Genomic DNA, 13,501 nt, shown 5'->3' on the forward strand with positions numbered 1-13,501 from the left:
CCCAGCCACAAGCCCGAACGACAGCGTTGGACATTCACATTACCGTAATGGAGATGCAAGATGAATCACACGCCACAAGATTTGCGTACACAAACGCTGGAGTTGATTAACGCGGCTGGCAATGCAGGCAAGGCGGCAGCGCCTGTCGTGCAGCTGGTGCAGGCCTGGCTCGACTCGCTCGACGCCGAAGACCTGGCCGATATCGCGCCCGACAGCCTGGCGCCCGTGCTGGTCGACGGCTTCACGCAAGCGGCCAAGCGCACCGGCAACGGCTGCCAGATCGCCCCCCTGCGTTATGCGGATGGCCGTGGCGGCATGGCGAGCGCCTTGCTGATCCTGAACGAAGACATGCCTTACCTGGTCGACTCCATCGTCATGGCCATGCGCCGCCAGCACCTGGCCGTGCGCGGTGTGATGAACACTGTGCTGCCCGTGCGCCGCGCCGCTGACGGCAGCGTCGAAGCGGTGCGCCAGCCGGGCGACCCGCTCGAATCGTATGTGCTGGTGCTGCTCGACGAAGAGCTGGCGCCGCAAGCCCAGGCCGCGCTGGTCGCCGCCCTGGAGACGGTCGCGCGTGACGCGGCCGTCGTGCGCCGCGATAGCGCCGCCATGAGCGAGCGCCTGGCCGCCGTCGCCACGGCTGCATCGCAGCATGGCGAAGAAGGCGCGGAAGTGGCGGCCTTCCTGGAGTGGGCCCGCAGCGGCGGCTTTGAAGTATTTGGTTACGCCTACTACCGCGTCAAGCCGGGCGTGCGCGAACTCGAACGCGACATTCCGAGCCGCGTCGGCGTGCTGCAGGATACGGCGCACTCCGTCTACGGCACCTGCCTGGCGAACATCCCGGGCGACTTCGACACCCTGGCCAAGCGCGATTCGGCGCTGTCCATCGTCAAGGCCGACGTGGCGGGCACTTTGCACCGCGACCAGCAGCTGGACTTCATCGGCGTGCGCGACATGGATGCGCAAGGCGCGATCCTGGGCGAGCATTGCTTCGTCGGCCTGTTCACCCGTGCAGGCAATTCCACCCCGCTGGCGGCGCTGCCGTTTGCGCGCGGCCGCGTAGCCAAGGTTTTGAGCCTGGCCGGCGTGCGCCAGCAAGGCTTCCGCGCCGAGAAATTCCGCGAAATCCTTGAGTCCTTGCCGCGCACGGAAGCGCTGGAAGCGGATCTCGACTGGCTGGCGCAAGTGTGCGGTTCCGTCGTTTCGCTGTACAAGCAGCCGCGCACCAAGGTCTTCGCGCGCCGCGACGTGTATGCGCGCCACCTGAACGTGCTGGTCTACCTGCCGCGCGAGCGCTACAGCGCCAGCGTCGCATCGAGCCTGGCGAAAGCCCTGCAAGCCAGTTCCGGCGCCACGCATGTGAGCATGCAAACCCTGGTGGCCGACGGTCCTCTGGCGCGCGTCTACCTGATCGCCCACGCCGCGCGCTATCCGCTGGACCTGGAAACGGATATCGAACAGCCGCTGCTGAGCGTGCTCGACGGCTGGCATAACGGTTTTGCCGCCGTGGCCGACGCCGTGCCTGACGTGGCCCTGCGCACCAGCCTGCGCAAACTGTGCGCCACGTTACCGCTCGATTACGTGGCCGCCACCGCGCCGGCCGTCGCCTTCCGCGACCTCGACACCATCCTGCGTAACACGGATCCATCGCACGTGGCCGTGCGCATCGAGACGGGCGCCGTCACCACCATCCGTTTGTACTCGGCCAACAAGGTGCCGCCGCTGTCGACCATCCTGCCGGCACTGCACAACGCGGGCGTGGCCATCGACCGCGAACAGGCGTATTCCGTTTCGCTGGCCGACGGCACGCGCTATTTCGTCACCAGCCTGACGGTCGATGCCGCCAGCGCGGCGAAACTGGCGCAGCCATCCGTCGTCGCCGTGGCGCAGGAATTGTTTGCCGCCCTGTTCAACGACACGGCCGAAGATGGCCGTTTGAATGGCCTCGTCATCGAAGGCGGCTTGTCGACGCGCGAAGTGCAACTGGTGCGCGCCTATACCAGCTACTGGCGCCAGACGGGCAGCCGCTTCTCGGTGCGCTACATCGCCGAAAGCCTGCGCAAGCAGCCGGCCCAGGTCAAAGCCCTGGTGGAAGCGTTCCTGCAGCGCTTCGATCCTTCGCTGTCCGACGCGCAGCATGCGCAAGCCCTGGAAAGCATCGCCGCCATCAAGGCCGGCCTGCCCTCCGTGAACCATGCCGATACCGAGGAAATCCTCGGCGCGCTGGCCGACCTGATGGCCGCCACCCTGCGCACCAGCTACTTCCAGAACAATCAACAAGGCGACAAGATCATCTTCAAGTTCGACACCAGCAGCCTGGCGCTGGTGCCGGAACCGCGTCCTTACCGCGAGATTTTCGTCTTCTCGCGCCGCTTCGAAGGCGTGCACCTGCGCGGCGGCCCTGTCGCCCGCGGCGGCTTGCGCTGGTCCGACCGCATGGAAGACTACCGCACGGAAGTCCTGGGCCTGGTGAAAGCGCAGATGGTCAAGAACGCCGTCATCGTGCCGGCCGGCGCGAAGGGCGGTTTTGTCTGCAAGATGATGCCGAAGGACGCCGTGCGTGAAACCATCGCGGCCGAAGGCGAAGCCGTCTACCGCCTGTTCATTTCCAGCCTGCTGGAAGTAACGGACAACCGTTCGCTGGGCAATATCGTCCCGCCAGTCGATACCGTGTGCTTCGATGAAGCCGATCCGTATCTGGTGGTCGCTGCCGACAAGGGCACGGCCACGTTCTCGGACATCGCCAACGGCATCGCCGTGCAGCGCGGTTTCTGGCTCGGCGACGCGTTCGCCTCGGGCGGCTCGAACGGCTACGACCACAAGAAACTGGGCATCACCGCCAAGGGCGCGTTCGAAGCCGTGAAGCGCCACTTCTATGAAATGGATCACGACCTGAACACCACCCCGATCACTATGGTCGGCGTGGGCGACATGTCGGGCGACGTGTTCGGCAACGGCGTATTGCTGTCGCGCCAGCTGAAACTGGTGGCCGCGTTCGACCACCGCCACATCTTCCTCGACCCGACACCGGACGTCGCCGTCTCGTTCGAGGAACGTGCGCGCCTGTTCGCCTTGCCGCGCTCCTCGTGGGACGACTACAACAAGGAGCTGATCTCGGCAGGCGGCGGCGTGTATCCGCGCACCGCCCGCACGATCGAACTGTCGCCGCAGATCCGCGCCGCGCTCGATATCGCCGAGACCTCGCTGCCGCCGGAAGAACTGATGCACCGCATCCTGAAGTCGCCCGTGGACCTGTTCTACAACGGCGGCATCGGCACCTACATCAAGGCGTCGACGGAGAGCCACGCGCAAGTGAAAGACCGCGCGAATGACCACATCCGCGTCAGCGGCAATGAGCTGCGCGTGAAAGTCGTGGCCGAAGGCGGCAATCTCGGTGCGACGCAGGCGGGCCGTATCGAGTTCGCGCTGGCCGGTGGCCGCATCTTCACCGATGCGATCGACAATTCGGCCGGCGTGGATTGCTCGGACCATGAAGTGAACGTGAAAATCTGGCTGGACGTGGAAGTGAACGCGGGCAAGCTGACGGAAGAAGAACGCAACCGCGAGCTGTATGCGATGACGGACGACGTCGAGCGCCTGGTCTTGCGCGACAACACGCAGCAGACGCATTTGCTGGTGCGCGAGTTGCAGGCGCAAAGCGAAAGCGCCGTGCAGGATGGCTACGCCGCCCTGATCGCCAGCTTGGAAGAAGAGGGAGCGCTGTCGCGCGAACTCGAGCAGCTGCCATCGGTGGCCGAACTGGCGCGCCGCAAGCTGGACAACCGTGGCCTGACGACGCCGGAACTGGCGGTGGTGATCGCCAACGTGAAGAACCGCTTCAAGCGCATCCTGTCCGCCTTGCCGCTGACCGGCGAAACGTGGGCCGAGCCGGTACTGAAACCCTACTTCCCGTCTCTGCTGGTGGAAACCCGTTCGGCGCTCGACCACCCGCTGGCCAACGCCATCCTGGCGACCGTGCTGGCCAATGAAGTGATCAACCGCTGCGGCCCGCTGATGATCCGCAACCTGGCGGCTGAGCACGGCGTGGACGAGTCGGCCGTGATCCTGGCCTGGGGCCAGGCATGGGTGGCCTTGAACCTGGCGCCCGTGTTCGACGCGCTCGATGCGGACGCCTTGACGATTCCACGCGACGTGTCGATCAAGGTCGATGCGCAAACGCGCGTGCTGCAGCAAACGATGATCGCCGGCGTGCTGTCCGTGCCGGCCGAGCAATTGCGCGGCGCCGGCCTGGCCGAACTGACCGGTTTGTTCGGTGCGGAATCGAAGCGCGAGCTGCTCAAAGCCGTCGGCATCAAGTCGGAAGCGGCGCTGGTGCCGGGCTTGACGCCGGCCTTCGTGCAAGCGTGGGATGCGGTCGACGCGCTGGAAGTCGTCGCCGGCTTCCTGTTCCCGGCCCTGTCCGTACCGCGTCCTGCTTCGATGGACCTGGCTTCCTTCCTGCAAGTGGGCCTGGCCCTGCGCAGCCAGGCAGGCATCGACACCCTGGAGCGTGGCCTGAAGCTGGCCGCGCAAGGCAAGTCGCAGGAACAGTTGCGCAACTACGCGCAGCAAGCGCTGCGCCGCACGCAGCAGCGTCTGCTGACGCAGGTGCTGGCCCGTGCCGAGCAAGGTAATGCCGGCCAGGCCGTCGATGCCGTGACGGGTGCGCTGGGCTTGTCGGCCTATGTGGCGGCGACGGAACTGGAGCAAGCCATGCTGGACGTGTGGACCTTGTCGGAAGCCGTGAATAAAATCACGGCGAAAACCCCAGCGGAAGCGGCGGTGTAATGACGCAAAAAGTAACACAGGTAGTGCAGGATGCTGGCGGCTTGCCGCCAGCCGTGCAGGCGCTGGCGCAGGCCGATTTCAGCGGCGTGGCCCGGTTGTTTTCGGACGCCGGTTTCACGGTGGCCTTGCCGGCGCCCGGCATGCTGCAGGTCGTCAAGCCGGGAGCTGGCCGCGCCAGCGTGGCCGTCTCGGTGGGCGTGCATGGCGACGAGACGGGACCGATCGAAGTGCTGGCGCATCTGCTCGACGCCTTGTCGCGCGATGCATCGAAGCTGGCCGTCGATTTGCTCGTTTGCGTGGGCAATGTCGATGCGATCCGGGCCGGCAAGCGTTTCATCGACGCCGACCTCAATCGCATGTTCCGCCCCGTGCGGGGCAGCCTGGCGCAAGCGGCGGAAAGCGCGCGCGCCGATGAAATGATCGCCGCGACAACAGCGTTCTTTGCAGCGGCCGGTCCCGTGCGCTGGCATCTGGATTTACACACGGCCATCCGGCCGTCCGTGTACCCCACGTTTGCCATCGTGCCGGACCTGGTGGCCGACGACGCCAAGGCGCAGCTGATCGATTGGCTGGGCCAGGCGGCCATCGGCGCCATCATCATGAACCCGCAGTCGGCCGGCACGTATAGCTATTATTCGGCCGAGCATTTCGGCGCGGCCGCCAGCACGGTGGAACTGGGCCGCGTGGGCACCCTGGGGCAGAACGATTTGTCCCTGTTCGACGACGTGTCGCGGGCGCTCGACGGCCTGCTGCGCGGCTTGCCTGCGCAGCCCGTCAAGGCAGTGCCGCACGTGTTCAAGGTGGCACAGGAAATCATCAAGCACAGCGATGAATTCCGCATGGCTTTTGACCGCAGCACGCAGAATTTCACGTCCTTGCCGCAGCACGCCGTGATCGCCAGCGATGGCGACCATGTGTACACGGTGCGGCACGCGGAAGAGCTGGTGGTGTTTCCCAACCCGGACGTGCGCGTGGGCTTGCGCGCCGGTCTGATGGTGGTGCGCGTGTCCTGATCTTCAAGCCATGTACAGAGCAGCAGGCGCCAGCCGGGGAAACCCGTCTGGCGCTTTTTTCATGGAAAAATGCCGCACAGAAATAATTATCCATTAAGCAACCAGTTGATTTAAAATATTTACCGTTTGCAATTTTTTGGACCGATCATGTTGAAACGCCTGCTGACAGCCCTGCTGTGCCTGACCCTCACCGGCCTGACGGCTGCCGCCCCTGCCGAAGAGAAGGCTGCCGCAACGGAAATGACGGCCGAGCAATTCCTTGCCCAGTTGCACCTGCAGCGCGGCAAGATCACATTGCCAGGCGGTATCGCCACCCTGGATTTGCCCGCCAGCTTCCGTTATTTGTCGCCGGCGGACGCCGAGCGCGTGCTGGTCGAGGCCTGGGGCAATCCACCGGGCATGGAATCGCTGGGCATGATCGTGCCCGCCAAGACCAGCGTGCTCGAGCGCGACAGCTGGGGCGTGGTGGTGACGTATGAAAAGGAAGGGCATATCAAGGATGACGATGCGGACAGCATCAAATACGATGAATTGCTCAAGGATATGCAGGCATCCGTGCTGGAAAATAATGCGGAGCGCAAGAAGCAGGGTTACCCAGGCATCCATCTGATGGGCTGGGCGGAAAAACCCAGCTATGCCAAGGATACGCACAAGCTGTACTGGGCCAAGGACCTGATGGTCGATGGCGGCGAGCACTCGCTGAACTACAATGTGCGCGTGCTGGGCCGTGAAGGCGTGCTGAACCTGAACGCGATCGCCAGCATGCAGCAGATCGCGACGATCAAGCAGGAAATGCAGCAAGTGACGGCGTTCACGGAATTTACCGACGGTAACCGCTACACGGATTTCGACAGCAAGACGGACAAGGTGGCCGAGTATGGCCTGGCGGCGCTGGTGGCCGGTGGCGTAGCCAGCAAGCTGGGCCTGTTTGGCAAATTGCTGGCGCTGCTGCTGGCTTTCAAGAAAGTGCTGCTCCTGGCCGTCGTGGGCGGCGGTGCGGCCATCGTCAAGTTTTTCACTGGCAAGCGCAAGGAGAAGCCGGCGCCGATACAGCAGCAGGAGTCCGTTGAACAGCCAGCGCATTTACCGGACGGCAAGGTCAACCTCGACAAGTAAAAGCAACTGGGCTGCTAGGTGCGCTGACGCACACGGGCGCGGTACCCGAAAACAGCGCCTCGGGTACACTGGCTCATCGTCCACTATCAGGAGTCAGCCATGTCCGTGTCCATGTATCAGGCAACCATTCCCGTCTTCATCCGCGGCTTGCGGGTCGTCTCGTCCCTGCTGGAAAAAGCGCAAGCCCACGTGGAGGAAGATGGCATCGTGCCCGAGATTTTGCTGGGCGCGCAGCTGGCGCCCGACATGCTGGATTTGACGGCGCAGGTGCAGCGCGCCAGCGATACGTCGAAGATGTCGGTCGAGCGCCTGAGCGGCGTGCCGGCGCCGAAATTTGAAGATAACGAAGCGTCCTTCGAGCAGCTACAGGAACGTATCGCCAGCACCATCGCCTACATCGACAGCGTGAATGTGGGCCAGATGGCGGGCAGTGCGCAGAAGGAAGTCGTGCTGAACTGGACCGACGAGGGGACGAAATTCTCGGGCGATGATTACCTGCTCAGCTTTGCCTTGCCGAACTTCTATTTCCACGTTTCCATGGTCCACGCCATCCTGAGAAACAATGGCGTGGCCGTGGGCAAGCTCGATTATCTGGGCCCGTACGATTAACGTTGCGGTTGCTGCTCGACTTGATTTTGCACCGCATTACCCAGCATGCCGCCGCCGATCACGCCGGCCACCGTCGCCAGCGCCTTGCCGCGGCCGCCGCCGACCTGATTGCCGATCAAGCCGCCGATGACGGCGCCCGTGCCGATGCCCACGTAGTTCGGTTGTGCTGGTGCAGGTGCCGGCGCAGGCACTGGCTGCTGGCGCACAGGTTCGCGGTAGGCCGTGTCGCGGTAGCCATCGTTGTTGTCATTGTAGGCAGGGCGCGCTTGTGCCACTTGCGTGTGGTGCACGACGCGCTTGTGCACGACAGGCGCCGGGGCTGGTGCCGGGGCGGCTTGCGCGACGACAGGCGCGGCCACCGGTGCAGCTGCGGGCGCAGCCAGGGCGGCGGCGCTGGCTGGCGTCATGGCGGCCACGTCGGCCGGCACGGCAGGCACATTCGCCCGCGAATTGGGCAGGATGCCGGCGATGGACGCCGCGCCGACCAGGCACAGGACCGTCACGGAAATGGCGGCGCCGGCCATCAAAGGGTGGATGCGGCTGGCGGTAGTCGTCGTGTTCATGTGTTCTCCTGGGGTGGTACTGCGGGTGTTATTGATGTGTCCAGATTAGCGGCCGCGCCTGTCCAAGGCTAGCCCTTGCGCTGTATCAAACGTAAGCAGGTGTAAGCCGCGCTTTTCAAAGCACAGTAGAATCGGTGCTTCCCCTTTTCCGGAGTCCGCCATGAGCCAGCTATTCACGCCGTATGCCCTGGGGCCGCTGCAGGTGGCCAACCGCATCGCCATCGCGCCCATGTGCCAGTACTCGGCTGACAACGGCAACGCCACCGACTGGCACATGATCCACCTGGGCCACCTTGCCCTGTCCGGCGCGGGCTTGCTGATGACGGAAGCGACGGCCGTCTCGCCCGAGGGACGCATCTCGGCCGAAGACCTGGGCCTGTGGTCGGATGCGAACCAGACTGCGCTGTCCAACGTGGTGCAGGCGATCCGCCGCCACGCACCGATTCCCCTGGTGGTGCAGCTGGGCCATGCGGGACGCAAGGCGTCGAGCCGCGCGCCCTGGCAGGGCGGTTCCTGCGTGCACCTGGCCGAGGGCGGCTGGCAAACGGTGGCGCCGTCCGCCATCGCCCATGCACCAGGCGAAACCGTGCCGATCGCCCTGGACGAGATGGGCTTGCTGCAAGTGAAGGGCGCCTTTGTCGCGGCCGCTCAGCGCGTGCATGCGCTCGGCATCGAAGGCATCGAACTGCACGCGGCGCACGGTTATCTGCTGCACCAGTTTTTGTCTCCCCTGTCCAACCAGCGTACGGATGCGTATGGCGGCAGCCTGGAAAACCGCATGCGTTTTCCGCTGGAAGTTGTTGAAGCCGTGCGCGCCGCCGTGCCGGCCACCGTGGCCGTGGGCGTGCGCATTTCCGCCACGGACTGGGTCGAGGGCGGCTGGGAAATCGAGCAAAGCGTGCGTTTCGCGCAAGAAATCAAGCAACTGGGCGCCGACTTCATCCACGTCTCCAGCGGGGGCATTTCGCCGCAGCAGCAAATTCCCGTGGGACCCGGCTATCAGGTGGCGTTTGCCGAACGCATCAAGCGCGACAGCGGTTTGCCCACCATCAGCGTGGGCCTGATCACGGAAGCGCAGCAGGCGGAGGACATCATCGTCAACGGCCAGTCCGACATGGTGGCGCTGGCGCGCGCCATCCTGTTCGACCCGCGCTGGCCCTGGCATGCGGCGGCCCAGCTGGGTGCGCAAGTGCAGGCGCCGCCGCAGTACTGGCGTTCGCAGCCGCGTGAATTCAAGAACCTGTTCGGCGACACGACCTTGGGGCAGCGCTAAGGGAACGGCTCTGCTACACTGACGCTTCTTTCCCATTTCTCCAGGACGCTTCGACATGCGCCATTGATACTGCCGTGCTGTGCACGGCCTCGCCCATCCCGCCACAGCGCATAGCGCCGCGCGGGTTCGCCAGCCTTGCTCAAGGAGTATCCATGCCTGCATTACTACAACTCGACCGTCTGTCCTTTGTGCTGCCCGATGGCCGCACCCTGTTTTCCGATTTGCAATTTAGCTTTGCCCCGCAACGTATCGGCCTCGTCGGCGATAACGGCGTGGGCAAGAGTGTGCTGGCGCGCCTGCTGGCGGGCCAGGCGCAGCCGTCTTCCGGCGCCGTGCGCTGCGACGGCCGCGTGCATTACGTGGCGCAGGAGCTCGATCCTGAGCGCTATCCCACCGTGGCGGCGCTCGCCGGCATGGACGACTTGCTGGCCGCGCTGGCGCGCATTGCCGAAGGCAGCGTCGATGAAGCCGACTATGCGCTCGTGGGAGAGCGCTGGGATGCCCACACCCGTTTGCGCCAGGCGCTCGATGCGCTCGATTTGCGCCATGTCGATGCCGCTACGCCAACGGCCAGCCTGAGCGGCGGCGAGCGCCAGCGCATCGCTCTGCAGGGCGCCTGGCTGTCGCAGGCGGACTGGCTGGTGCTCGATGAACCGAGCAACCATCTTGATGCGTTGCAGAGGGCCAGGCTGGTGGCTCAGATGGCGCGCTGGCCGGGCGGCTTGCTGCTGGTCAGCCATGACCGCGGCTTGCTCGGGCACGTCGATGCAATCGTCGAGCTGTCTAGCCAGGGCTTGCGCAGCTATGGCGGCAATTACGCGATGTATGCGCAGCAGCGCGCGCTGGAACAGGCCGGTTTTGCGGCCGCCCTGCAGGCGGAAAAGGCCGGTGCCAGACGCGAACAGCGCGACGCGCAGCAGCAAGCCGAACGCCAGCAGAAACGGGTGGTGCGTGGTGAGCGCGAGGGCCGCAAAGGCAACCAAAGCAAGCTGCTGCTCGATGCGCGCAAGGAGAAAAGCCAGGATAGCCAGGGCAAGTTGCGCCTGCGCGCGCAAGAGGCGCAGCAGGCGCGCCAGCAACGGGTGATGGACGCCAGCGCCCGCTGCGCGCCCGAGATGGAACGGCTGCTGCTGGCGCCCGACAGCGCCGTGCCGAACGGCAAGCTGATCCTGGAGCTGCGCGACGTGGTCTTGCCCTATGGCCAAGCGGAGCCTGTGAGCCTGGTCATCAGCGGCCCGCGCCGCCTGGCCGTGACGGGCAATAATGGCAGCGGCAAGTCGACCCTGCTGCGCGTGATCGCCGGACAGCTGGCGCCCGCCAGCGGCGAGGTGCTGTGCCATGCGCGGGTGGCGTGGCTGGACCAGCATGCCGGACTGCAAGACGGCGAATGGAGCGCCGTGCAGCGCTTGCAGGCGCGCCATAGCACGATGGCGGAAGGGGACTTGCGCACGCGGCTGGCGCTGCTGGGCATTGCCGGCGCCCGCGCCACCATGCCCAGCCGTTTGCTCAGCGGCGGCGAGCGCATGAAGGTGGCGCTGGCGGCCGAGTTGTATGCGCAGGTACCGCCGCAACTGTTGCTGTTAGACGAACCCGACAATCATCTGGACCTGGCCAGCCTGCAGGCGCTGGAGCAGATGCTGCTGCAATATCGGGGCGCGTTACTTGTGGTTTCGCACGACCAGGCATTTCTGGATGCGATAAACCTTGACCCCGAGGGCTTGACATTGCACAAGTGATAATTTAATGAAAAAAGTCACGCTCGATGCCTGTAGAGCATGCTTCATGAACTGATGCTGAATTTTGTTTGATTGTCGGTATAATCCACTGAATAACCGGGCCTATTTGTGAACTAAAACTGCTGGTTCACCAATATGATGACGTTTAATCTGGCACTGTTGTCGGTCACTACCGCGCTGCCAGGGCGTCATCCTCCGTGCCCTGCCGTGCATGAATTCTGGTTTCGCTTATATTGTTTTCTTGGAGAAATAGCATGTCGTTTTACGAAAAACTCAAGGCCCTCAACATTGAACTGCCAGTCGTTGCCGCGCCAGCTGCCGCTTACGTGATGCATGCGCGCACGGGCAACACCGTCTTCCTGTCCGGCCACCTGGCCAAGAAGGATGGCAAGGTCTGGGTTGGTCAACTGGGCAAGGACGTCACGACGGAAGAAGGCAAGATCGCCGCGCGCGGCATCGCCATCGAACTGATCGCCACCCTGCAAGACGCGTGCGGCGGCGACTTGAACAAGGTCAAGCGCATCGTCAAGGTCATGAGCCTGGTCAATTCCACCTCCGAATTCACGGAACAGCACCTGGTGACCAATGGCGCCTCGGAACTGTTCGTCGAAGTCTTCGGCGACAGCGGCAAGCACGCGCGCTCCGCCTTCGGCGTGGCGCAAATCCCGCTGGGCGCTTGCGTCGAGATCGAGCTGATCGCCGAACTGGCCTGACGCAGTGGTCTGACCACATGAGCATGCCGGCGCTTGCCGCCGGCTCGCCTTTTCCTCCTTTCCAGCAAGAGCGGAACCGCCATTGGGGTGGAGGGATCGGTGTATTCAAGAAAAAAATGGAGACACGTAATGAAAACGAGTGAACAAGGCTTGCACCGCGGCCTGGGCGAGCGGCAGATCCGCCTGATGGCGCTGGGCGCCGCGATTGGCGTGGGCCTGTTTTTGGGTTCGGGTAACGCCATCAAGATGGCCGGTCCCGGCATCATGCTGTCGTACATCATCGGTGGCGCGGTCATCTTCATGATCATGCGCGCACTGGGCGAAATGGCCGTGCACAACCCGGTCGCCGGCTCCTTCAGCCGCTATGCCCAGGATTACCTGGGACCCCTGCAAGGCTATCTGACGGGCTGGAACTACTGGTTCCTGTGGCTGGTCACGTGCGTGGCGGAAATTACCGCCGTCGCCATCTACATGGGCATCTGGTTCCCCGACACGCCGCGCTGGATCTGGGCCCTGGCGGCCCTGGGTTCCATGGGCGCGATCAACCTGCTGGCCGTGAAAGCCTACGGCGAGTTCGAGTTCTGGTTCGCCCTGATCAAGGTCGTCACCATCATCCTGATGATCGTCGGCGGCACGGGCATGATCGTCTTCGGTCTGGGCAACGATGGCGTGGCCATCGGTATCTCGAACCTGTGGACGCATGGCGGCTTCTTCCCGAATGGCGCGCAGGGCGTGCTGATGTCGCTGCAGATGGTGATGTTTGCCTACCTGGGCGTGGAAATGATCGGCCTGACGGCTGGCGAAGCGGCCAACCCGAAGAAATCGATTCCAGACGCCATCAATTCCGTGTTCTGGCGCATTTTGATTTTCTATGTCGGCGCCTTGTTCGTCATCCTGTCGATCTATCCATGGAATGAAATCGGCACCACCGGCAGCCCCTTCGTCATGACGTTTGAACGCCTGGGCATCAAGACGGCCGCCGGCATCATCAACTTCGTCGTGCTGACGGCAGCCTTGTCGTCGTGCAATGGCGGCATCTTCAGCACGGGCCGCATGCTGTACAACCTGGCACTGCAAGGCCAGGCGCCGAAGGCGTTTGCGGAAACCACGGCCAGCGGCGTGCCGCGCCGCGCCATTCTCGTGTCCGTGTTTGCTTTGTTGCTGGGCGTGCTGCTGAACTACCTGGTGCCGGAAAAAGTGTTTATCTGGGTGACCTCGATTTCCACCTTCGGCGCCGTCTGGACCTGGGGCGTGATCCTCGTCACGCAGATCCAGTTCCGCAAGACCCTGACGCCACTGGAAATCAAGAACCTGGCCTTCCGCATGCCGTTCGCGCCGTATGGCTCCTGGATTTCGCTCGCTTTCCTGGCGCTGGTGATCGGCCTGATGGCGTATTTCCCCGATACGCGCATCGCCCTGATGGTGGGACCGGCCTGGCTGATCCTGCTGACGGTGCTGTACTACGTGCTGGGCCTGGCGCCGAAAGAGGGCCGCGACGACGTGCCGCAAGGCTACGAGGCAGGCTGGTCGCCGGCTGATGCGCCGCACGGCAAGAAGTAATTCAGCTGAACTGAGCTGAACCAGAAGCGCGCCCCTGCCCCTGCAGCGGCGCGCTTTTTCTTTCATCTCGGCAATCTCAGGCTCCGCTAGCGCCTATGCGCATTACGCGGCGCACGCCTGGCGTTGTTTC

9 protein-coding genes are annotated in these 13,501 nt (G+C 64.0%); 8 read left to right on the top strand and 1 reads right to left on the bottom strand.

Annotated elements, in window-relative coordinates; translation table 11 throughout:
• Positions 1-60 precede the first annotated feature (60 nt).
• The 4 genes from JAB6_RS11045 (at position 61) to JAB6_RS11060 (ending at position 7,526) form a co-directional block, all read left to right on the top strand.
• Positions 61-4,788, top strand: coding sequence for an NAD-glutamate dehydrogenase domain-containing protein (locus JAB6_RS11045; protein WP_070302840.1), 4,728 nt, complete (start codon positions 61-63; stop codon positions 4,786-4,788).
• Positions 4,788-5,801, top strand: coding sequence for a succinylglutamate desuccinylase (locus JAB6_RS11050; RefSeq protein WP_070302841.1), 1,014 nt, complete (start codon positions 4,788-4,790; stop codon positions 5,799-5,801). The genes JAB6_RS11045 and JAB6_RS11050 overlap by 1 nt, the downstream gene beginning before the upstream one ends.
• Positions 5,802-5,948: 147 nt before the next feature.
• Entirely contained in the window at positions 5,949-6,917 is a 969-nt protein-coding gene (locus JAB6_RS11055) for a DUF2167 domain-containing protein (RefSeq protein WP_083292684.1), read from the top strand.
• A 99-nt stretch (positions 6,918-7,016) separates the two neighbouring features.
• The gene (locus JAB6_RS11060) at positions 7,017-7,526 is read left to right on the top strand and encodes a DUF1993 family protein (RefSeq protein ID WP_070302842.1); all 510 of its coding nucleotides are present in this window, start codon (positions 7,017-7,019) and stop codon (positions 7,524-7,526) included.
• Here the strand turns inward: JAB6_RS11060 and JAB6_RS11065 are convergent.
• Positions 7,523-8,089, bottom strand: a complete 567-nt coding sequence (locus JAB6_RS11065) for a glycine zipper 2TM domain-containing protein (RefSeq protein ID WP_070302843.1) — start codon at positions 8,087-8,089, stop codon at positions 7,523-7,525. The two genes, JAB6_RS11060 and JAB6_RS11065, sit on opposite strands and share 4 nt — an antisense overlap.
• 160 nt (positions 8,090-8,249) lie before the next feature.
• Here JAB6_RS11065 and JAB6_RS11070 point away from each other — a divergent pair, with 160 nt between their 5' ends.
• The 4 genes from JAB6_RS11070 to JAB6_RS11085 all read left to right on the top strand — a co-directional run bounded on the left by JAB6_RS11070 (position 8,250) and on the right by JAB6_RS11085 (position 13,371).
• Positions 8,250-9,362 (top strand): NADH:flavin oxidoreductase/NADH oxidase, encoded by a 1,113-nt coding sequence (locus tag JAB6_RS11070; protein ID WP_070302844.1) that lies wholly within the window; start codon positions 8,250-8,252, stop codon positions 9,360-9,362.
• A 152-nt stretch (positions 9,363-9,514) separates the two neighbouring features.
• Complete coding sequence (locus JAB6_RS11075) at positions 9,515-11,098, top strand: ABC-F family ATP-binding cassette domain-containing protein (protein ID WP_070302845.1); 1,584 nt, start codon at positions 9,515-9,517, stop codon at positions 11,096-11,098.
• Between the two features lie 254 nt (positions 11,099-11,352).
• Positions 11,353-11,811 (top strand): RidA family protein, encoded by a 459-nt coding sequence (locus JAB6_RS11080; protein WP_034745569.1) that lies wholly within the window; start codon positions 11,353-11,355, stop codon positions 11,809-11,811.
• Positions 11,812-11,940: 129 nt separating this feature from the next.
• A complete protein-coding gene (locus JAB6_RS11085) occupies positions 11,941-13,371 on the top strand; it encodes an amino acid permease (RefSeq protein ID WP_070302846.1) in 1,431 nt (476 codons plus the stop codon).
• Positions 13,372-13,501: the final 130 nt, after the last annotated feature.

It is taken from the genome of Janthinobacterium sp. HH104, assembly GCF_001758715.1.
Lineage (GTDB): Bacteria > Pseudomonadota > Gammaproteobacteria > Burkholderiales > Burkholderiaceae_D > Janthinobacterium > Janthinobacterium aestuarii.

Excerpts from the sequence above, each read along its gene's own strand:
- JAB6_RS11045 (WP_070302840.1), top strand. The coding sequence starts at position 61 with ATGAATCACACGCCACAAGATTTGCGTACACAAACGCTGGAGTTGATT.
- JAB6_RS11050 (WP_070302841.1), top strand. The coding sequence starts at position 4,788 with ATGACGCAAAAAGTAACACAGGTAGTGCAGGATGCTGGCGGCTTGCCG.
- JAB6_RS11055 (WP_083292684.1), top strand. The coding sequence starts at position 5,949 with ATGTTGAAACGCCTGCTGACAGCCCTGCTGTGCCTGACCCTCACCGGC.
- JAB6_RS11060 (WP_070302842.1), top strand. The coding sequence starts at position 7,017 with ATGTCCGTGTCCATGTATCAGGCAACCATTCCCGTCTTCATCCGCGGC.
- JAB6_RS11065 (WP_070302843.1), bottom strand. The coding sequence starts at position 8,089 with ATGAACACGACGACTACCGCCAGCCGCATCCACCCTTTGATGGCCGGC.
- JAB6_RS11070 (WP_070302844.1), top strand. The coding sequence starts at position 8,250 with ATGAGCCAGCTATTCACGCCGTATGCCCTGGGGCCGCTGCAGGTGGCC.
- JAB6_RS11075 (WP_070302845.1), top strand. The coding sequence starts at position 9,515 with ATGCCTGCATTACTACAACTCGACCGTCTGTCCTTTGTGCTGCCCGAT.
- JAB6_RS11080 (WP_034745569.1), top strand. The coding sequence starts at position 11,353 with ATGTCGTTTTACGAAAAACTCAAGGCCCTCAACATTGAACTGCCAGTC.
- JAB6_RS11085 (WP_070302846.1), top strand. The coding sequence starts at position 11,941 with ATGAAAACGAGTGAACAAGGCTTGCACCGCGGCCTGGGCGAGCGGCAG.